Source organism: Candidatus Zixiibacteriota bacterium, from assembly GCA_040753875.1.
In the GTDB taxonomy this organism is placed as follows: domain Bacteria; phylum Zixibacteria; class MSB-5A5; order GN15; family FEB-12; genus DATKJY01.
Map to the genome: position 1 here is coordinate 148,348 of JBFMDV010000025.1, position 20,051 is coordinate 168,398.

General features: G+C 55.4%; 19 protein-coding genes. 6 read left to right on the top strand and 13 right to left on the bottom strand.

Annotated features, from left to right (window positions below):
* Positions 1 to 4: 4 nt before the first annotated feature.
* The 9 genes from pth to AB1644_09705 form a co-directional block, all read right to left on the bottom strand.
* A complete protein-coding gene (pth, locus tag AB1644_09665) occupies positions 5 to 592 on the bottom strand; it encodes an aminoacyl-tRNA hydrolase (GenBank protein MEW6051310.1) in 588 nt (195 codons plus the stop codon).
* Between the two features lie 66 nt (positions 593 to 658).
* Positions 659 to 1,135, bottom strand: a complete 477-nt coding sequence (locus AB1644_09670; GenBank protein ID MEW6051311.1) for a VOC family protein — start codon at positions 1,133 to 1,135, stop codon at positions 659 to 661.
* A 368-nt stretch (positions 1,136 to 1,503) separates the two neighbouring features.
* Positions 1,504 to 1,941 carry a hypothetical protein gene (locus AB1644_09675; GenBank protein MEW6051312.1) on the bottom strand — a complete coding sequence of 146 codons (438 nt, stop codon included), beginning with the start codon at positions 1,939 to 1,941 and terminating at the stop codon, positions 1,504 to 1,506.
* Positions 1,942 to 2,144: 203 nt separating this feature from the next.
* Positions 2,145 to 2,843, bottom strand: coding sequence for a response regulator transcription factor (locus tag AB1644_09680; GenBank protein MEW6051313.1), 699 nt, complete (start codon positions 2,841 to 2,843; stop codon positions 2,145 to 2,147).
* On the bottom strand, positions 2,821 to 3,810 hold the full coding sequence (locus AB1644_09685) for a HAMP domain-containing sensor histidine kinase (GenBank protein ID MEW6051314.1): 990 nt from the start codon (positions 3,808 to 3,810) through the stop codon (positions 2,821 to 2,823). Before AB1644_09685 ends, AB1644_09680 begins: the two co-directional genes overlap by 23 nt.
* A gap of 90 nt (positions 3,811 to 3,900) precedes the next feature.
* Positions 3,901 to 6,108, bottom strand: coding sequence for a heavy metal translocating P-type ATPase (locus AB1644_09690; GenBank protein ID MEW6051315.1), 2,208 nt, complete (start codon positions 6,106 to 6,108; stop codon positions 3,901 to 3,903).
* Positions 6,109 to 6,158: 50 nt separating this feature from the next.
* The gene (locus AB1644_09695; protein ID MEW6051316.1) at positions 6,159 to 6,791 is read right to left on the bottom strand and encodes a sigma-70 family RNA polymerase sigma factor; all 633 of its coding nucleotides are present in this window, start codon (positions 6,789 to 6,791) and stop codon (positions 6,159 to 6,161) included.
* 148 nt (positions 6,792 to 6,939) lie between these two features.
* Positions 6,940 to 7,845, bottom strand: coding sequence for a M23 family metallopeptidase (locus tag AB1644_09700; protein MEW6051317.1), 906 nt, complete (start codon positions 7,843 to 7,845; stop codon positions 6,940 to 6,942).
* A 130-nt stretch (positions 7,846 to 7,975) separates the two neighbouring features.
* Entirely contained in the window at positions 7,976 to 8,170 is a 195-nt protein-coding gene (locus tag AB1644_09705) for a hypothetical protein (GenBank protein MEW6051318.1), read from the bottom strand.
* Between the two features lie 321 nt (positions 8,171 to 8,491).
* On the opposite strand from AB1644_09705, the gene AB1644_09710 reads away from it, so the two are divergent.
* From AB1644_09710 to AB1644_09720, 3 genes are all read left to right on the top strand, one after another.
* A complete protein-coding gene (locus tag AB1644_09710) occupies positions 8,492 to 9,247 on the top strand; it encodes an SDR family oxidoreductase (GenBank protein ID MEW6051319.1) in 756 nt (251 codons plus the stop codon).
* A 92-nt stretch (positions 9,248 to 9,339) separates the two neighbouring features.
* Positions 9,340 to 10,686 (top strand): TrkH family potassium uptake protein, encoded by a 1,347-nt coding sequence (locus AB1644_09715; protein MEW6051320.1) that lies wholly within the window; start codon positions 9,340 to 9,342, stop codon positions 10,684 to 10,686.
* A 4-nt stretch (positions 10,687 to 10,690) separates the two neighbouring features.
* Positions 10,691 to 11,341 carry a TrkA family potassium uptake protein gene (locus tag AB1644_09720; protein MEW6051321.1) on the top strand — a complete coding sequence of 217 codons (651 nt, stop codon included), beginning with the start codon at positions 10,691 to 10,693 and terminating at the stop codon, positions 11,339 to 11,341.
* Positions 11,342 to 11,354: 13 nt separating this feature from the next.
* Here the strand turns inward: AB1644_09720 and AB1644_09725 are convergent, their stop codons facing one another.
* The 3 genes from AB1644_09725 to glnA form a co-directional block, all read right to left on the bottom strand.
* Entirely contained in the window at positions 11,355 to 11,822 is a 468-nt protein-coding gene (locus AB1644_09725; GenBank protein MEW6051322.1) for a DinB family protein, read from the bottom strand.
* Positions 11,823 to 11,986: 164 nt separating this feature from the next.
* On the bottom strand, positions 11,987 to 12,274 hold the full coding sequence (locus AB1644_09730) for a GIY-YIG nuclease family protein (GenBank protein MEW6051323.1): 288 nt from the start codon (positions 12,272 to 12,274) through the stop codon (positions 11,987 to 11,989).
* Positions 12,275 to 12,445: 171 nt separating this feature from the next.
* The gene (gene glnA / locus AB1644_09735) at positions 12,446 to 13,861 is read right to left on the bottom strand and encodes a type I glutamate--ammonia ligase (protein MEW6051324.1); all 1,416 of its coding nucleotides are present in this window, start codon (positions 13,859 to 13,861) and stop codon (positions 12,446 to 12,448) included.
* A gap of 476 nt (positions 13,862 to 14,337) precedes the next feature.
* On the opposite strand from glnA, the gene AB1644_09740 reads away from it, so the two are divergent.
* Positions 14,338 to 16,233, top strand: a complete 1,896-nt coding sequence (locus tag AB1644_09740) for a hypothetical protein (protein MEW6051325.1) — start codon at positions 14,338 to 14,340, stop codon at positions 16,231 to 16,233.
* A 21-nt stretch (positions 16,234 to 16,254) separates the two neighbouring features.
* Positions 16,255 to 17,637, top strand: coding sequence for a hypothetical protein (locus AB1644_09745; GenBank protein MEW6051326.1), 1,383 nt, complete (start codon positions 16,255 to 16,257; stop codon positions 17,635 to 17,637).
* An 829-nt stretch (positions 17,638 to 18,466) separates the two neighbouring features.
* On the opposite strand, the gene AB1644_09750 is transcribed toward AB1644_09745, so the two are convergent.
* The gene (locus tag AB1644_09750; GenBank protein MEW6051327.1) at positions 18,467 to 19,321 is read right to left on the bottom strand and encodes an EamA family transporter; all 855 of its coding nucleotides are present in this window, start codon (positions 19,319 to 19,321) and stop codon (positions 18,467 to 18,469) included.
* Between the two features lie 218 nt (positions 19,322 to 19,539).
* Here AB1644_09750 and AB1644_09755 point away from each other — a divergent pair, with 218 nt between their 5' ends.
* The gene (locus AB1644_09755) at positions 19,540 to 20,019 is read left to right on the top strand and encodes a DUF2087 domain-containing protein (GenBank protein MEW6051328.1); all 480 of its coding nucleotides are present in this window, start codon (positions 19,540 to 19,542) and stop codon (positions 20,017 to 20,019) included.
* The last annotated feature ends 32 nt before the right edge of the window (positions 20,020 to 20,051 follow it).

The following is a 20,051-nucleotide window of genomic DNA, read 5'->3' on the forward strand; positions in this document are numbered from 1 at the left end:
GGCGCTACGTGTTGTTCGACGGAGCAGGGTTACTGTTATATTTCGACATCGCCTCTTCAAGACGATGGTCTATGGCAAAGTGCACTGCCTCGGTTGCTCGAACAAGCATCTCGTCGGCTTGTTTCCGCTCAGAAGCCGTAAATTTCGAGAGCACAAAATCGACAATATCAATCGATTTGTCAACAGGCCCGATCCCCATTCTTAGGCGGGGGAACCGCTCCGTCCCGATTGTCTCGATGATCGACGCCAACCCGTTATGGCCCCCATCCGAACCCTCTGACCGAAACCGGAGAGCCCCAAGCGGCAAAGCAAAGTCATCGACCAGCACAAGCATTTCCTCAAGTGATATCTGCAACTGCTCCAACAACTTAACCGCCGCCTCACCTGAACCGTTCATGTAGGTTTTCGGCCAAGCGATCCAGACCTCCAAATCCCCTTTTTGCGCTTTAGACAGCCAATACTCGCCGAAATCCTCTTTCTCGCCAGCCTTCAATTCTACTGCTACTCGGTCCCCAAGCTCAAACCCAAGATTATGCCGAGTCCCGACATACTTCTTCCCTTTGTTGCCGAGAGCCAAAACCAGTGAAATCATGTCGACCAAGAAACATGATTTTCGGCGATTTGCCAAGAACCGACACTACTCGCAGACCCTGCAAAGTCAACTCTGCTCATAGGCACGCTGCAACGCAGCGAGATCGAATTTGACCATCTGCATCATGGCGAGCATCACCCGCTCCCTCTTGCCCGCGTCCTTGTCCGAGATCATGCGGAAGAAAGCGGTCGGAACGATCTGCCACGCCAACCCGTACTTGTCCTTCAGCCAACCACATTGAATAGGCTGTCCCCCCTCAGCGATGAGCTTGTCCCAGTAGTAATCAACTTCCGCCTGCGTCTCGCAGTTCACCACGAACGAGACCGCCTCGGTGAACTTGAACATCGGCCCGCCGTTCAGCGCCACGAACTCCTGCCCCTCGAGTTGAAATGAGACGGTCATCACCGATCCCTTCGGCCCCGGACCGTGATCGCCATACCGTGTAACGAGATTGACTTTCGAGTTCTTGAAGATCGAAACGTAGAAATTGGCCGCTTCTTCAGCCTGCGTGTCAAACCACAGAAACGGGCTGATTTTCTGAATCATGTGTGACTCCCTTGGATGTACGGTTTACTCGTTCGGACAATGTACCATCTGATACGGCGGGCGGCACCCAAGATGTTTGGTCAAATCTCGGGGGTGATTGCAGATGTGATATTTGCCGTTCAGTCGGGTCTTGTGGTCCGCTTCGGACCGTGTGACCCGACCGCACGTGTTGTATCGGCTGCCTTGGCTGTCATTCCCGCGACAAGCGGGAATCCAGCCGTTGGTTCACCTGGGTACCCCGCCGCTTGCGGCGGGAAAGATAACTCAAAATAACTGGTGATAGTGACGCGCGCAGTTTCTAAGTTGCGGCAGGTCCTGACTTCTGCCGACCAGGCAGAAGTTGTGACCTGCCGCCCGTAAGGGAATCACGCCCAATCCTTCCAAACTGGCACCGGTCCCGGACTGCCAGCCAAGTAGTCAGCAGCGCTGCTCCATCGCCAAAGCTCGGGCCGGATAACCAGACCCGCTCTCACCGGATTCTGATGAATGTAATCCAGCTTAATACGAAGAATCTCCTCGGCCTCGATTTGGACACGATCATATCTGGGCATCCAGACAGGCGATTTATTGATGCCAAGTACCGGCAACGATTTCTGTGCTGTGAACTTCTTTAAATCCCGCATGAACGGGCCAAGTTGTTTTCCATCGATGAAAAGAACGACGTGCAGATGACTCGGCATGAACACGTACCCGGCGATCTTGGCCCGATAGACTACTGCATAATGGGCAAGTGAATCGCTGAGGGCCTCGTACACTCCTGGCCAATCGCCGAGCCGTCGCCACTCCGCAAACGTTGTTGTCACGAAGAAGCAGTACCCAGAATTTTGATCAGGATATCGCAGTCCCATGATTTCCCTCTGCGCCCGCACGTGTCAGGTCACACTATCCGCCTTCGGCGGACAGCAAGACCTGACACAACCCATTTCAAAGTCACATGCCGTAATAGTTGCGGCAGGTCCTGACTTCTGCCGGTCAGGCAGAAGTTGTGACCTGCCGCCCTATCGCTTCAGGACCTCTTCCCCCAAAACCTATACCCCACCCCCCTAATCGTCTCAAAATAGACCGGGTTCTTCGAATCCTCCTCGAATATTTTCCTAATCTTCAAAATGAAATTGTCCACCGTCCGGTTGGTCGGATAAATGTGATACCCCCACACCGCGTCGAGCAACTGGTCCCGGCTCACCACCTCGCCCTCACGTTCTACGAGATATTTCACAACCATGCACTCTTTGCGAGTCAGCACGAACTTCCCGCCCGGCCCCTCCGCCTCGTACGTCTTGAAATTGATTTTCCGCCCCTCCCACTCGTACGACCCGGCTACTGTCTCTTCCGTAGCCAGCCACGCCTGCCGACGGAAAATCCCCTGTATGCGCGCCGTCAGTTCCTGCACGTGAAACGGCTTGGTGATATAATCATCACCGCCGGCAAGCAAACCTTCAATCTTCTGCTCTGTCTGATCACGCGCAGTGATGAACAGAATCGGCACCGTGGACCCGCCGGCCCGTATTTTCTTACAGATTGTTAGTCCGTCCATCCCGGGCAGCATAATATCAAGCAACACCAGGTCGAACTGCCCCCGCTCGAACGCCTCGAGTGCCTGCAGGCCGTTGTCGATATGCATAACCTGATACCCCTCCGCTTCGAGGTTCATGATCAGACCGTCGGCCAGATGCTGGTCATCTTCAACTATCAGTATCGTTTTCATAGCCGTCCGCCCTTTTCAGTGTGATTGTAAACTCCGCACCCTTGCCCGCACCGTCCGATCGCGCCGTCACACTGCCACCGTGCGCACGGATGATCTCCCGGCAGAGATACAGCCCCAATCCCGTCCCCGAATTTCGTCTCGTCATCTCATCCCCAACTCGATAGAACCGTTCGAATATCGCCGATGCCTCTTTCGGCTCGAAACCTATTCCCTCATCCGCTATCGCCAGGCTGATCCAATCCCCATCCGTGCCCAGCCGAACAGAAATATGCACCGTCTCATCGTTGTGGTATTTGAGTGCATTCTCCAATATCGCATCGACCGCCCGCCCCATGGCCGATCTGTCACCGTGAACATACACTCCATTTGGTATCTCTCTGTCGATTGACTTAGGAACTTTCGATGGTACCCTGGCCACAACATCCAACCGTTCGGTCACCAGCGCCGACAAATCAAACCTCGATTTCTCAATATGGTACCCGCTCCGATCGAATCGCCCTGCTTCGAGAATATCTTCCACCAGCTTCTCCAGCCTCGCCACATCTTCTTTCATGCGCGGGACGATCATCTCTTTCTTCTCTGGCGCTACCTTGGCCGATTCCAGCGTATCGAGATAGAGCTTGATGGAGGCGAGCGGCGTCTTCAGTTCATGCGTAACAGCCGACAGGAAATTCTGCTGATGGAATTTCAACTCTTCCGTCCGCACCAGCGCGCGATAAATCAGCCACGCGCCAAGGAGAATAAGAACCAGAAAGAACACACCCTCCGTCCCAACCATGATCTGCCGGGTTATTTCCTGGCGATGAATCTGCTCCACCAGCTCGGGCGAACCTCCCAGTTCCTTCGCTATATCCACCTTCTCCCCGACCACCCGTGCCATGAAAATGATCCACCAGAGCGCCTGCGCCAACGCAAACGCCACCATCGACACAAATAGAATAAACGCCGCCCGCGGAGATAGCTTCATAGTTGGGAATATAGCTATAGGAATATGTCAATCGAAAGGAAAGAAGTCGGCGTGTGGGTTCTCGCAGGAACCCTTGCCACAACGCGCCGTTCAGTCCAGCTTGAGACGGCCGAGGCGCACCGAGTTCGAAACGACAAACACTGAAGATAGCGACATCGCCAGCGCCGCCAGCATGGGCGACAACGTCCACCCAAACACCGGATACAACAGCCCGGCGGCAACCGGAATCGCGACCACATTGTAAAAAAACGCCCAAAACAGATTCTGGCGAATAGTCCTCATGCTCGCTCGCGCAATCGTGAACGCCCTGTTTAACAAGTGAAGGTTCGGCTTCACCAGCACTACATCCGCCGCCTCAATCGCGATATCGGTGCCGCTCCCCATGGCAATCCCCACATCGGCCGCAGCGAGCGCCGGGGCATCGTTTATCCCGTCCCCCACCATCGCCACCCGGTATCCCGCATTGCGGTACGAGCCAATCACCGCCTGCTTTTGATCCGGAAGAACCTCCGCTTCATACCTTTCCAATCCAAGTGAGCGCGCCACCTCCTCGGCGGTCCGTCGATTATCCCCGGACAACATGGTCACCAGGGGAAACTGCTTTCTGAGTGCGGTAACCGTTTCCCTGGCGTCACTTCGAATTCGATCGGCCAATGCCAGGCAACCGGCCACTTTGCCGTCGATAGCCGCATACGCTACCGTCTTCCCCTGCGACATTGCCTGATCCGCGGCCAACTGCACCAGTTCCAGAGATATCTGTCGGTCCTCCATCAGACCCCTGCTTCCGATCAACAGCTCTTTGCCGTCAACGATTGCCCTCACGCCAAATCCTGGGAGCGCTTCCAGCTCGCGTACTGTCCCGAACTGAGTCCTTTGCTCGGCGGCATACCTTGCAATAGCCCTCGCCACCGGATGCTCGGATCGAGTCTCCACCGCGCCGACCAGTGACAGGAACTGTACCGACGACATCGACGGCACCGTATGAACTTCCAGGACTTGCAGCTCCCCCGATGTAAGTGTGCCGGTTTTGTCGAACACCACGCCGTTGACCTGCGCCAGCTTTTCGAGGACATCTCCGCCGCGAATGATCACACCTGTACGTGCCGCCCGCCCGGTCCCGGCTAGCACCGCGGTCGGCGTGGCCAATCCCAGTGCGCACGGACACGCAATAATCAGTACCGCGATAACGGAGCGAACCATCATCGGGCTCCCCGGTGCTGCCAGATACCACGCGACCAGCGTCACGGCCGCCAGTACGAGCACTATCGGCACAAATACCGCCGCCACACGGTCCGCCAGTTTCTGCACCGGCGCCTTGCGCCCCTGCGCCTCTGACACCAAGCGGATGACATTGGACAAGAAACTCGCCGCTCCGGTCGCCGTCACACGCATCTCGAACGAGGTGTGTCCGTTCAACGCCCCTCCGATCACGCGATCTCCAACCTGCTTCTCCAGCGGCAGCGATTCACCCGTCATCATCGACTCATCAACTGTCGCGGACCCCTCGCCGATTTCACCATCCGCAGGTATCCGTTCTCCCGGCTTGACCAGCACCATCATGCCGGGCTGCAACGACACCGCGTCTACTTCAATCTCAACACCGTTTATGATGGCCGTCGCTGTGGTGGGCTGTAACTGCATGAGCGCCTTGATGGCATCACCCGCCTTCCCCTTGGCCCTCGCCTCAAGAAACCGTCCCACCAGTATCAGCGTCACAATCATCCCCGCCGACTCGAAATACAGCAAGTCGTGCTGTGCCCCGCCATGTGCAACGAGCACCCAGAGACTCCAGCCGAACGCCGCCAGCGTCCCCATCGCGATCAGCGAGTTCATATTGGCTGTGACATGGATCGTCTGTTTGGCGGCATCGGACAGAATCGAACGCCCTGCCACGAACAGCACGACCCCCGCGAGGATCGCCTGCAGCCAAGCATCAACCGTATGTCCGAAAAGCGGTGTCAGACGCCACATTGGCAGCATGGCCAGCGCCATCAGCGGAACCGTGAGCGCCAACGAAACCAGAAAGTTTCTGCGGGCTTCACCAAGTTCCTTCTGTTGAGCGCTCAGAATATCCTGCTGGCCGACCTCCGCGCCGTATCCAAGTTCCTCGATCTTGCCGACAATACGCTCTTCATCAAGCTGAGTCGCGTCGAACGAAACCACCGCCGAATTGGTCGCCAGATTGACTCGGCACGCCTCCACCCCGTCCATCCCGCTCACACCCTTCTCTATCGATGCCACACAACTGGCACAATGCATCCCCTCAATTCGTAGAGACAGTTCCTGACGTTGCGCCATACTTCACCCAATATACTCTCTGTTTTGGTGTGGAAAACGACGGAAACCGGCTATTTGATCCCAAGGGCAATCAACAGTTGCGGGCAACGCTTGAGAAGTTCTTTCCGAATCTTAGCCCGCGCCCTATGAAGGTACCACCGCACGGTGGCTTCCGGCATGTTCATGATCGTCGCAACATCGTCCACGCGGCAGCCCCCGACATCGCGAAGCATAAATGCCGACCGTTGCTTGTCGTTCAGCGTGTTGGCCGCCTGCTGAATATAGCCGTCGAGCTGCTGTCGTCGAAACGCTGTTTCGGGACTCGCCGCCCGGCTCTCGACCACATCGTAAACGTTTTCGAGTGGCTCGTGGCGATGCCGTCGTATTTTGCGAAGGTGATCGATCGAGGCATTGACCGTGACGCGGTACAACCACGTGTAGAATTTCTTGGAATCGTCATAGCGCCAGATATTGGCCGCCATCTTGACAAAGACCGTCTGGGTGATATCGGCCGCCTCGTCGTAGTCACCCACGATCTTATAGGCCAGTGCGGCCACCTGACTGCGATATCGTCGGACCAGCAAACTGAACGCATCGCGCCGTCCCTGCTTGATGGCAGCCACCAGACGCCTGACTTCCAGTTCGTCATGCTCTTCTTGAGTCAGCGGTTCGATTGGGTATTTGGCTCGCTTCCATACCGCCATAACACTCCCCTTGCCCCCTCTTGATGGTTCAACAGTTGAAACCGGACAAAGTTCCTGTGTTATGCGATCTGCCCCCACCCTCCGCTCTCGGGCCACAAAAAAAGAGCCGCCCTTGCGGACGGCTCTTTCAGTTAACTAATTGATTGGCTTACATGCCGTTAAGAATAAACTCGCGAGGGTCAAGCGGCTTGCCGTTGCGCCAGACCTCATAATGCAGGTGCGGACCGGTCGAATAGCCGGTCGAGCCCATAAGCCCTAGAACTTCGCCCCGCGCCACGGACTGCCCGTTCCTAACCTGGATCTTGGACAGATGGCCGAATCTCGTCAGAAAGCCGAACCCGTGGTCGACCGCTATCAGGTTCCCCAAACCACCCGGGTCCTTTCCCGCATAGACAACTTTGCCTGTGGCTGGCGCTACGATCGGTGTTCCGGCGTGGTTGGCAATGTCGACCCCCCGGTGCATCTGGCGGTACCCGGTGAACGGGTCATAGTGCATGCCATATCCCCGTGATGCCCATCCCTGGGTGGGGTTGATCGACGGCGTGTGGTCCAGCCTGTCTTTGAGTCCGGTCAGCGCCGCTTCGACCTCGCCGAACTTGCTCAACTCAAACTCAGATACCTTGAGCAGGCGATCCACCTGCGATTCCGTAAGCACAGCGTCCTGCTGGGTCTCCGTCATTGACGCGAACCCGAGAGGTCCCGGGCCGCCAATACCGAGCTGCCGCTCGCTGACATTGATTTCGGGCAAATTGAAGAGTGTCCGAATGGCGATCTCTTTGTTCACCAGGTCGGTGAACCGGGACTCCGCCTCAGACAGTGTCCATCGGATTTTTTCGTACTTTTCGGCCAGGAACTGGTTCTCGGCCTTCAACCGCTTCAGCTCCGACTTGTTGACCCGATCGCCGAAGAATGTCGAAAGCAGGACCAGACTACCGAGTAAGATAGCTACGAAAATGCCAGGCGCGCAGTACAGCCAGATCCTTGGGATGCTGATCTGCTTGGCGTCCGAATAATTATCCGGCAGAAACCACAGAATGATCCGTTTCTTTAGCATCAAAACCTTCCCAGACCCTTAAGAGGGTGAAATCGGTACCCCGAGACGGCCAGGCCCGAAGTCGTATGGCAACAAACCGCCGCCAAGCTACCTCGGTTCAAAAGGGGTGTCAAGGGAAAAAACCCTGCTCTTACTTGATCAAAACAAACTCTCTCTTAAGGACCTTGTTGATAACCTTCATGAACTTATCCCCTTCCAGGTTCTGAAGGCTGTACAGATGCCAATACGTTTTTTTCGGCAGGCCGACATTCCTTTTCTTTGTGCTTGCCATTGCTGTGCCCTTTTTCTGCTCCCGACCTGCCCAGAGCAGTAGGGCGATTGCCATACTGGTTTTATCGGGCGATCAAGGAATTCTTTAACGTTCCACCACCAGCAACTGCAGAGGACGTGCCGGAGAACCGCCCGAAAACTGATTATTGGTGCCCGCTTAAGACGTTGAAATAATACATCTTAACTTTTCTTGGCGGGCTTCGTGCCGGACCAGTGCGGTCGCCGAATGCGCAGATTATGGTCATCTGACCATAATTCCCTCAATCCCGACTGGTGGTCCGTCGGTGCCAAAACCACCGGCCCGTTGACTTGATGGCCCGTATGGTTTACCTTTGGCGCCAATTTGCTATTGTACAATCGAGAGGGTCTTCGAGCCGTGCTAAAAAACAGGACCGTTTTTGTAACAGGGGCATCTTCAGGTATCGGCCTCGCCACCGCCCGCAAGTTCGCAGAAGCAGGCGCCCGCGTGCTGATGGCCGCACGACGTATCGACCGACTCGAGAAACTCGCCAGTTTGTTTCAAACCGAAACCCATCTGCTCAAACTCGATGTTCGCAACAAGGCGGCTGTGGAAAAGGAAATAAGCGGACTTCCCTCGGCCTGGCAGGAGATAGACATCCTCATTAATAACGCCGGATTAAGCCGGGGACTCGATAAGCTGCACCAGGGAGACACCGCCGACTGGGATGAGATGATCGACACCAATGTCAAAGGCCTCTTGTACGTTAGTAGAGCCGTCATCCCCGGCATGGTTAAACGCGGACGGGGTCAGATCGTCAATATCGGCTCGATCGCCGGCCATGAGCTGTACCCGGGCGGCAACGTCTACTGCGCCACCAAACATGCCGTCAATGCCCTGACCCGCGGATTGCTGATGGATCTGGTGGACACGCCAGTGAGAGTTTGCAGTGTCGATCCGGGACTGGTCCAAACCGAGTTTTCCGAAGTGCGGTTTCATGGCGACACGGAGCGTGCCGCCGGAGTATACCAGGGGTACAAACCGCTTTCCGGCGACGACATCGCCGAGTCGATACTCTGGGTATGCAGCCGCCCGGAGCATGTCCAGGTGGCCGAACTGATCATCCTGCCCAAAGCCCAAGCCTCGGCCATGGTGGTGCACAAGCAGGTCTGAGAAACCGTCCTTATCGCCACTATTATCTTGCATAGATCGTTGCCGACATTCCTCTTATCCGAAGCTCTGGGACAGAATCGCACGAGCACTATATGCAGTTATTGACTCGCGTACCGGGCCGCCAGGTCATCCTCGCCTTTGGTCTCACTATTATAGTGGGAGCGTTGCTGCTGAGTCAGCCGGTCTCCGGAAGACAGCACCGGATCCCCTTCGTTGATGCCCTGTTCACTGCCACCTCAGCAGTTTGCGTAACCGGTCTCACCGTTGTAGACACCGAGAAAGACTACACCCGTTTCGGTCAGATTGTCATCCTGACACTTATCCAGCTTGGCGGCCTCGGGGTGATGACATTCATGACCGCCCTGTTTGCGGCGGTCGGAGCCAGAATGTCGTATCACGAACGTCTGGGTCTCACACAATCACTGGGAAGCGGCAAACCACTTCATTTCAAGTCGCTTCTCAAAGCGGTGTTGCTGATAACGTTTGGGATCGAGGCAATTGGCGCCCTCCTCCTGTTTGTGAAACTCCAGGATCAATTTGCGGCGCCCGATGCCGCCTTCCACGCCGTATTCCATGCCGTCTCTGCATTCTGCAATGCCGGCTTCTCAACCTTTTCGACCAACCTCGAGGCGTTTCACAACGACATTCCGGTCATCCTGATAATCGGATCCCTCATCGTAGCCGGCGGACTCGGCTTTGCCGTCATCCGCGAGCTGGCTGATCGCGCCATTCATCCCCGCTCGACTTTGTCGCTTCATAGCAAGCTGTCGATCATCAGTACAACCGTTCTGCTTGCTGCAGGCACCGTGATCTTCTACCTGGTCGAACGGCGTTCCGCCTATGCGGGTATGAGCCTTGGTGACAAGTTGGCCAACGCGTTTTTTCAGTCGGTGACGCCTCGGACCGCCGGTTTTGACACCATAGCGCAAGGGAGTCTGACCGATGTCAGTATCCTCATTATCATTATCCTGATGTTCATCGGCGCCTGCCCCGGCTCCACCGGCGGCGGTATTAAAGCCACCACCATGTCCGTGATCTCGCTTCTGGTCTGGAATCGCTTTGTCGGGCGAAGTTCGGTGACTGCGTTTCGACGCTCCATCACCGTCGAGTCGATCGTGCAGGCCATTACTGTCTTCATTCTCGCGTCGCTTGTTATTCTGCTGATGTTCGGGGCGCTGATGTTCGTCCAGGAACGGGCGACTCCTCACTCCGCCGGCGGTGACTGGTTTGTCCAGCATTTGTTCGAAACCGTGTCGGCCTTCGGCACCGTGGGCTTGTCGCTGGGCCTCACCCCTTCCTTGAGTACGGGGGGCAAGATTGTTATCATTCTGACGATGTTCATAGGGAGGGTCGGGCTGCTGACCCTGGCGTTCGCGCTGGCGCGGCTCCCCAAACGCGGAGAGATCGTGTTCTCCGAAGAGTCTGTTATGGTAGGTTGAGCGTATGAAAGAGTTCGCTGTTATCGGTCTGGGAAATTTCGGCGCCATGGTGGCGCGCAAGCTGCACGAACTGGGGTGCAAGATCACTGCCATCGATGTTGACAAAAACAAGGTGCAGGATCTGCAGGACCACGCGCACCAGGCAATCGCCGCCGATGCCCGCGAGCGGCGGTTCCTCGAACATATCGGCGTCGACAGCTACGACTGTTTCATCGTCTCCACCGGTCAGGATTCACACGCGTCGATCCTGATAACGCTGCATCTGAACGATCTGAACGCTAAGCGCATCATCGTCAAAGCCAACTCCGCGGACCATTCCAAGATTCTCTATAAGGTCGGCGCCGATGAAGTGGTGATCCCCGAAGAAGATGTTGCCAGCAAGCTGGCCCGCTCCCTCGCTCAGCCCAATCTGCTGGACTTTCTGCCGCTCTCCGATGAATACTCTATCGCCGAGATCGCGCCGCCGCCCCGCTTTTATGGCAAGTCGCTCACGGATCTCAATCTCCGTTCCGAATTCCGCCTCGAGGTGATTGCCATCAAGGATGTCCTCACCGGCGACTTCCAGTTCATTCCAGGTCCGTCATTCAAGATCAAAGACACGGATATCCTTGTCGTGTTGGGGCGACAGGTCGATATCGAGCGGATCCGCGGATAAGCTCGCCGCATCCTCAGTGGACATAACCGTTTCGCACGGCGTGAATAAAATCGGTGTACGACGGCTCATGGCCGGCCTGGCGCAGTATCGAGGCAATCTGACCGCGATGATAGCTCCCGTGCATAATCACGTGCAGAAGAATGTCGCCCACATTGCTGGTGAACGGCTCACCCTTGCTATTCTTGTATGATACCGACCGTGTCAGACCTACCTCGTCTGCACCGCCCAGCACTGTTTGCCACATAGACCGCAACTCCGGCAATTGCCGCTCGCACTCATTTGCCGTGAACTCCGGCCAGACCGCCACCGACGACGGCGCGTTGTGCAATCGATGCCACCAGAGCCGCTCGGCGGCGATGATATGTGCGAATATCGCAATGGCCCTTGAGGGGGATCTCCCCTCGGTAATGAGTCTCTTTACAACTTCGCAATTAGCCCAGTGGTTGTAGGCAAAGAGCCGCGACAACTCCTGTATTGGCATGGATGCTCCGAGGATCTGAGTGTGTCTTAAAGAGCTTTACGGCCCCAAGGCCATCGTTGTTTGGATAGTCCCAAGCGCGCGGCTTTGCGGCGAATATCAGATTCCAGTTTCCGGCTTAAAAACCGTGTCACTGGCGTCATTCCAGCGAAAGCTGGAATCCAGGTTCATTGCATCTCTTCATAGAGATCTCGCCAACTGGGGTTGAATCTCTCTATCAACGCAATTTTCCACTCCCGTTTCCACCACTTCAGTTGCTTCTCTCGTGCAATTGCGTCTTGCGGACTGCCAAATGACTCAAAGTACACGAGAGTGTGAACGCCATAGTGCGCAGTGAAACCAGGAGTCAATTTGTTCTTGTGTTCGAACACGCGTCTGGCCAGGTCATTTGTCATCCCAATATACAGGGTACCGTTCCTCTTGCTGGCCAGGATGTAGACATAATAGTAATGCACTTCTTGCCAATCTGAACCGCACTGGACCCCAGCTTTCGCTGGGGTGACCAGAAATCAGACATTCATCGGACGGAACACAAAGCCTTCTGGTTGTCACTCCAGCGCATGCTGGAGTCCAGCCCAAGCGAAAGGGTGGACCCCAGCTTTCGCTGGGGTGACAGAATCTGATTATTACAAATCATAATACAACTCAAACTCGTGCGGCGTGGGGCGCACCCGAATCGCCGCCACTTCTGTCCGTTTGAGCTTGATCCAGTTCTCCAGCAGATCCTCGGTAAACACTCCCCCCTGCATCAGATATTCGTGGTCCCGCTCCAGCGCATCGAGCGCCTTCGTGAGCGAGGTTGGCAACGTGTGAATCTTCGCCAGTTCTGCCGCCGGCAATGTGTCCAGATTCTTGTCAAGCATCTTCCCGGGGTCGATCTTCCGCTTGATGCCATCCAGACCCGCCATCACCATCGCCGCATACGCCAGGTGCGGATTCATGGTGCCATCGGGCGGACGGAACTCGAACCGCATGGTCTTCGGATTCCGCTGATAACCAGGTATTCGTATGCATGCCGTGCGATTCCCCACCGAGTATGTCCCCGCCACCGGTGCTTCAAACCCCGGCACCAGCCGCTTGAACGAATTGGTCGAGGGATTCGTGAATGCCAAAAGCGAATCCACGTGCGCCAGCACCCCGCCGATATAGTACAATCCCAGCTTGGAAAACTGCGCCGGACCCTTCTTGTCGTAAAATAGAGACCCTTTGCTGTCAGTCAGATACTGATGCACGTGCAACCCAGAGCCTGGTTCGTTGAACAGCGGCTTCGGCATAAAGGTCGCCGACTTCCCCATCCGAAAACACTGGTTCTTGATCATGTACTTGATGATCATCGAAAGGTCAGCCATCTGCAACAGTGGAGCAAACTTCACCTCGATCTCGTGCTGCCCGGCCCCTCCAACCTCGTGGTGATGATACTTCAACTCGACTCCCACCTTGGCCAGCATGGCCGAAATCTCCGAGCGGAGATTGTAGGTCCGGTCCATCGGCGGCGCGGCGTGATACCCTTTCTTGTATGGAATCTTGTACCCCAGACTCTCCGCATCCTGCGCCGCATTCCAGGCTGCCTCGGCCGTGTCCAGATGATAGAACGCCGACCCCGACCCCTGAAAGAAATTCACCTTGTCGAATACGTAGAACTCAAATTCGGGGCCGATTATCGCCTGCGCTCCCTTGACTATCTTTCCGAGATACTTGTCCGCATCCTTGGTGACACGACGCGGGTTGCGTGAATATGGCACGATCGTATCCTTCACCTCAACCATATCACCAAGCATCGAGACCGTGGGACGATCGAAAAACGGATCGATAAACGCCGTTTCCGGATCCGGCAGCATGATCATATCCCCCCGCTCTATGGATGAGAATCCAGGCATCGAGGAACCATCCACCCCGACTCCGGTCACGAACAGTTCATCGGTGAGCGATGATATCGGCAGCGTTATATGGTGCCAGAATCCGAGCAGGTCATCGAATTTCAGATCGATATATTCAACGCTGTGGTCTTTGACGAGTTTGGTCAGCTTGTCTGCTTTCACCATTAGTTCCTCTGCACACGGGTTGTGACAATTTTCACATAATCTAACCAAATCTGTCGATTTTGACAAGCACAAGAAAACCGTCTCTGCGCCCGTCCCATTCGAACGTTCCGGCAGGTCTTGCCCGGCCGAGACCGTCACTTCACTCACAACCAACTTCGTCACATCGCTCTCGAGGACGGGTGTGACCTGCCGGTCTTCCCGCGTTGCGTTGGGTCCTGCCTTCCGCCGTCAGGCGGATGGTGTGACCCGACGCTTTCGTGCAACGTCGACCGGTCGGTGGTGTACCCCACCTGCTTCAGGCGGGTCCCAGTTCCTCTCGTTGCGTCGGGTCCTGCCTTCCGCCATCAGGCGGATGGTGTGACCCGACGCACCAAAAAAGGCCGTGTGTCACCTGCCGGATATCCAGCACCATCAATTATCTTGTCCCCTTCTCCACCCCGCGCTAAGTTTCCCAGTTCAACATCAGGAGAATACACATGAAGACATTCGCTCTCATTCTCGGCTTTCTACTTTCACCATTTCTATCCCTCGCCCAGGACATCCCCCTCTTCGACACCGCCCTCGCCCAGGTCGGCCTGACCAGCGAAGATCTCCGGTTCGACCGCGATGAAATGGCCGGATGGGGCGGCGACCGATGGCGCCTCACCTATTTCACCATGTTCCACCAGAACCCGCTCAAGCTCCCCAAATACGGCCAGATCAACCTCGAAGGTTTCAGCACCGATGTCACCAATATCACTGCTCTAATAAGCGGTGCCGGTCGACGGATAGACTGCCCGGTCCGCCGCGGCCTTATCGGCGAACAACTGGCCGAGTGGATGAATTTCCCTGACTCATTCCCCAAGCCCTCCATTACCTCCAACCGCAACGTGCTAACCGGCGAGAAATACAAAACACTGCGACAGAAAATCGATCTGTTCTTTCGCGTCGTCGATGACCCCAAGTCGATGTTTAAGCAGAGCATCAACGAGATCAACAAGGACAAACATCGCATCAAACTCTACCAGTACTTTGTCGCCGACAGCCAGCAGTACAACGATGATGTCGAGGCGATGGTCGACAAAGTCGATTTCAACCGCATGATCGGCGGCGCCGAGGATATCGCCGAATCACTTCGCCGTCTGGCCGATTCACTGGAGTTCTGCGAGTTCCCTTCTTTCCGCGTCGAGATCAAAACCCATCAGGGGCTGATCGTGGTGGGCACGAAAGAAGACGATAACTACGCCTATATCGCCCCGCCGCTGCTCATCATCGATGGCGGCGGCAATGACACTTATAGCTATTCGGGCTATCCCGATGATTTCCCCCTGGCCGCCATTGTCGATGCCGAAGGGAACGACCGGTATATCTCGACTGACAGTCTTCGCCCCGGAATCGGTGGCGCCGTCATTGGTATGTCGGTGCTGATTGACAAAGCGGGCGATGACATCTATCAGGCGAAAAATCTGTCACTCGGTAGCGGCCTGTTCGGTGTCGCCGTCCTCTGCGACAAATCCGGCAACGACAAGTACTCGTCGCGAAGCTACACTCAGGGGTGCGGCCAATTTGGGGTCGGGATACTTATCGACTCGGTCGGCAATGACTCTCTCTATTGCTACGCCAACGCTCAGGGATACGGCTACACTAAAGGGTGCGGTCTCTGTATCAACTACGCCGGCAACGATGTCTATATCGCGGAGGACAGTATCCTGTTTGCACCCGCTTCGCAGACCAAAGAGCATAACTCCTCACTCGCGCAGGGGGTCGGATTCGGCAGACGGGCGGACTACATCGATGGTCACAGTTGGGCCGGCGGTGTTGGCATTCTGTGCGATGTCTCCGGCGATGATCACTACTCCGCCGGACTGTTCGCGCAGGGGTGCGGCTATTGGTTTGCGGTCGGGATGTTGCTCGACGGCGCCGGTAACGACCGTTACGATGCCGTCTGGTACGATCAGGGGTCCGGGGCGCATTTCGCGGTCGGGTATCTCGATGATTTCGCCGGCGATGACATCTACACCGCTACGATGAACATGTCGATCGGCTCAGGACACGATTTCACGATCGGCTATTTCAACGAGCGGGGCGGTAACGACGTTTACAACGCGCCAACTCTCTCCGTGGGAGCAGGGAATTTCCAGGGGATGGGAATATTCGATGACTGGTCCGGCGATGACACCTACAACACGCACGGCGGCGCAGTTCTCGGCCGTTCAAACCCATTGAATCAGGGCCCTCGCGCATTTCTAAACACCTTCGGCGTCTTCCTCGACCGCGGCGGAAACGACTCTTACAAAGAACCCTGGGCATCTAACAGTGCCAAGTGGATCGGCCCCAAATCCGACACCACCAAACCGAGCGCGTACGAGATTGGGGTGGGGGTGGATGAATAGCATAGAAGAGGGAGTGCCAAAGTGAGCCAGGAGTTAGACAAGTTTGTTAAATGCGTTAGACCGTTCTTCGACGCTTATAAGTCGTTTGATCTTCGCATTCTTACCTTTCAAAGGTTTGGCAACTGGGTGAATCTCGTCACCCAATTGATTCCGCTCTACGAGAAAGCGAGCGGCCGACCTTGGGGCACAAAGGCCCCGATTACAGATAATTTGGCACTCATCACCGGGCGCTGGCCAATATGTGAATTCGACCCAGTCATCCGGCGTATTGCAGAAGGCAGGTATGCAGTCTGCGATTGTGAAATCGGTTACGGAAGAGTGAGTGCAGGAGAATTCCAATCGACTCAGAGGGGCTTCTTTCAGAGGACCCTCTCGCCTGACCAAGCGTATCGAGAATATGGAATCCACCAAACCGTGCTCGCTCTTTGCGCATTGGACGACAGCTTTCAGAATCTTGTTCAGGACATCGACATGCTCGACTTGGCACTGAACAGGATGAATGAGCCATACGCTGACCTATTCGATTTAATCCACGACCAGTTTCGCCTCGCAGTCAAGATAGGGCGACGTGAGCTTTCAAGTGTCGATGTGATTGCTGTTCCACCCGTCTCTCTGGGGTCAGGAACAAGTATCGAGGATACCAGGCTTATGATAGGTATAGACGTATTTGGTGAGACCGTTATGAATGATGTTTCAATTGGAATCATCGCACGACGCGCAGGAGCGCGGGCCAACCGGGTAACCTACCGCCTTGACCAACTTGACATCCACATGGACCAAACGTCTGTTGAGCACTGGGCATTTTCAATGCCAATCCAAGAGGCGAGTAGGGTAGACCTTTTCCTAAGATACAAGAACGAAGTCGCGGACCAGAGATCACTTGAGAATCCGCGACTCGCCCCGTCACTACTGGAAATCTACAATCAAATGGATGATGGAGGGGAGATCCTAGAAAGATTCCTCAAGGGAGAAGGAACCGACAAAGCGCGAGATTTCGAACTCGCTGTAGCCTTCCTTTTCTCGCTTAACGGATTTGCATGCATGCCATACTCTCACATGAAGGTCGGAAATCAAGAGAAACGACCTGACGGAATTGCGGTCGCGCCCAGTACACAAACAGCGGTTGTCTACGAATGTACGACCAGCTTGGCCACACAGGAGAACAAGTTGGCAAAGCTACTTGAACGCGTTAATAAGCTTCAATCTGCCGTTAGAGGTTTCGAGTTTGTCCCTGCACTCATCGTATCAATGCCGCGCGAGGCAGTTTCGCAAAGCACGTTTGGCGAAGCTAAGCAGGACGGAATCTGCGTCCTTACCGTCGAAGACTTGACGGAGTTTCTTGATCGATGCCGGAAGAGCACGAAACCAGACGAGATTCTCGCTTACATTCAGAGCCGGTTATAGGGGGCACAAACCGGAGACATCCCTGACTGTCCATGTAGGTCATTACCCCACCACTGCCAAGAACGTGGGTAGGGGTCTTGACACTCGCTTGGTGCCCCACCTAACAGGTGGGTTTTCATTCTCCTTCACCGAATCCCCGCCCACTGTCGCCGTGCTCTCGCCCGCCGTTTCCCTTCTCGCTAATTCGTATCTCATCCAACGCCAATCAGCCTGCAAATCAACTTCGCTACAATCTCACCTTAAATTGCTCATCCAGTCCGCTCTTTGGAGATTCCTAGGCCATAATATGCCTGCTATAACGACAAAAACCGGTAACACACCTACTCAGGTGCCGCTTGCGAATTCGACGTAACACCATGTCAGCAAATCACATACAGCAACGTGCACTCATGAGTCCGCGCAACAGAGTGCCCGCAAGCCGCTACACCATAATGGATTACAAAGGAAATTCCTGTTTGGTGAATTCAAAAAATGACAAAACGAACCCAATTCCCCCATTGCGCCACAACAACTTCACGGCTGGGTGGCCCACCGCTTCGCGGTGGGTTTATACACACCGGTTCTATGTTCCGGCAGCTCTTGCTCGCCCGAGACCTTACTATCGCGCGTCTCAAAGCCATCCTCACAGTCGAGGGCGAGTGTGAACTGCCGGTTTGATTCTGGATTCTCCCGAAGGTGTACCCCTCAGAACATGTGGTCCCCCATCCCTGATTCCATAAACGGCAGACGTCCTCGTCTGCCGCTTGCGGCCAGTGGCAGACCGGGAGGTCTGCCATTTACGAGTTTCCACAACGGATTCAAAGACGGCGGAACCAGAAGCGGTTCCGCCCTACTTCCGCACCACCATCGCCACCCCCGCCAGTATTGCGGCGGCGCCGACAAGTGTCAGGGTGGAGAGTGTCTCATCGCCGAATACAACGCCGATCAGTATCGCCACCAGCGGCGTGATGAACGCAATCAGCGAAACCGTCACGGCTTTAGTGTGTGTGAGCAGCCAGTAATATCCCAAAAACGCCACCACCGTCCCGAATACTGCCAGATAGATGATCGACCCAACCGACTGCGAGGTGACTGCAAAATTGGACCAGTTCTCGAACAGCAGTGCGCCAAGAACCAGCAGTATTCCCCCCATGAACATCTGCACGTTTGCAGCCACCACAATGTTCACCGTGGCAGCGTACTTCTTGTGCTGTATCAACCCCCACGCCGACGCGAACGACGCTCCCAGCGCCAGCACCGAACCCAGGAACAGCTCACCGGAGGTCTGCAGCGAATCGTACGAGATCAGCACCACGCCGGCAAACGACAGCACCAGTCCCAGCCACACCGCACCATGAATCTGCTCGGTCTTCAGCCGATAGGCGGACAACACTGCCACGAAAACCGGAAACGATGCAAACAGCACCGCGGTCATGGCCGAGTTGATATGCCGTTCGGCGAAATAGACCATCGCGTAGCTGGCGCAGTACATGAACAGCCCTGGATGCCCGACCCAAAACAGATCGCGAACCCCTTTCGGATACGCCAGCCCTTTGACTTTCACTATTGCTGTGAGAATTGTGACCGCCAGCGCGAACCGAATACTGGCCGCCCAGAGCGGGGGAGCATCGGCCAAGCCGAGCTTGATCGCCATCCAGGTGGAGCCCCAGATAACGCAGAGGACAATGTAAACGAGCGCGGTCATCGGTCGCGCCAATAACGACTAATTACAGTGCGCCGTCAATCACCTGAATCCTACCGCGGATCACGTTTAGGCGTCAGAATAAGAGCCGCAAGCGGCTGGCAACGCCACCTTTTTTCTTGACAATGGGTTCAGCTTCTTGCTATGCTTAACGATACTATAAAGTACTTCAAGATACGATATACTGTGACATTATTATAGTCGATATACAGGAGCAGCACGTGAACGCTTACGCTGAGGGGGTCATCAAGAACACCGAGTTTTTCACCACCACCGAACTGGCCGAGAAGCTCAAAATGAACGTTCAGGTAATCACCCGAAAGGTCCAGGCCGGGGAGATTTTCGCCTATAAAATTGGCAAGGACTGGCGAATCCCGGAGCAGGCCGTGCACCAGTGGTTACAAAAACATTCCAACATCAATGGGCCGGCCGACCCCCGACAGAAAGTGGTTGGTAACTTCCTCAAGAACGACCATATCGATATTCTCCCGGCTCAGCGGAGCAAGCGCAAATATCTGCTCGAATATATTCTCGCGCAGTTCGAGCCGAACAAGGTGTACGCCGAGGAGGAGGTCAACAAGATCATCCAGCGGTACCACGAGGATTTCTGCACCGTGCGCCGGGAGTTTATCGCCGAGCGAATGATGGACCGGACCGAGGGGAAATACCGCCGCCGGACCGGGTACAAGTTTTCGGATTAGCGACGGTGATTGAACGGCGTCTTGCGCCATTC

Bases quoted from the DNA above. Each gene is read 5' to 3' on its own strand.
- pth (MEW6051310.1), bottom strand. From the start codon at position 592: ATGATTTCACTGGTTTTGGCTCTCGGCAACAAAGGGAAGAAGTATGTC.
- AB1644_09680 (MEW6051313.1), bottom strand. From the start codon at position 2,843: ATGAAAACGATACTGATAGTTGAAGATGACCAGCATCTGGCCGACGGT.
- AB1644_09685 (MEW6051314.1), bottom strand. From the start codon at position 3,810: ATGAAGCTATCTCCGCGGGCGGCGTTTATTCTATTTGTGTCGATGGTG.
- AB1644_09690 (MEW6051315.1), bottom strand. From the start codon at position 6,108: ATGGCGCAACGTCAGGAACTGTCTCTACGAATTGAGGGGATGCATTGT.
- AB1644_09695 (MEW6051316.1), bottom strand. From the start codon at position 6,791: ATGGCGGTATGGAAGCGAGCCAAATACCCAATCGAACCGCTGACTCAA.
- AB1644_09700 (MEW6051317.1), bottom strand. From the start codon at position 7,845: ATGCTAAAGAAACGGATCATTCTGTGGTTTCTGCCGGATAATTATTCG.
- AB1644_09705 (MEW6051318.1), bottom strand. From the start codon at position 8,170: ATGGCAATCGCCCTACTGCTCTGGGCAGGTCGGGAGCAGAAAAAGGGC.
- AB1644_09715 (MEW6051320.1), top strand. From the start codon at position 9,340: ATGCAGTTATTGACTCGCGTACCGGGCCGCCAGGTCATCCTCGCCTTT.
- AB1644_09720 (MEW6051321.1), top strand. From the start codon at position 10,691: ATGAAAGAGTTCGCTGTTATCGGTCTGGGAAATTTCGGCGCCATGGTG.
- AB1644_09725 (MEW6051322.1), bottom strand. From the start codon at position 11,822: ATGCCAATACAGGAGTTGTCGCGGCTCTTTGCCTACAACCACTGGGCT.
- glnA (MEW6051324.1), bottom strand. From the start codon at position 13,861: ATGGTGAAAGCAGACAAGCTGACCAAACTCGTCAAAGACCACAGCGTT.
- AB1644_09740 (MEW6051325.1), top strand. From the start codon at position 14,338: ATGAAGACATTCGCTCTCATTCTCGGCTTTCTACTTTCACCATTTCTA.
- AB1644_09750 (MEW6051327.1), bottom strand. From the start codon at position 19,321: ATGACCGCGCTCGTTTACATTGTCCTCTGCGTTATCTGGGGCTCCACC.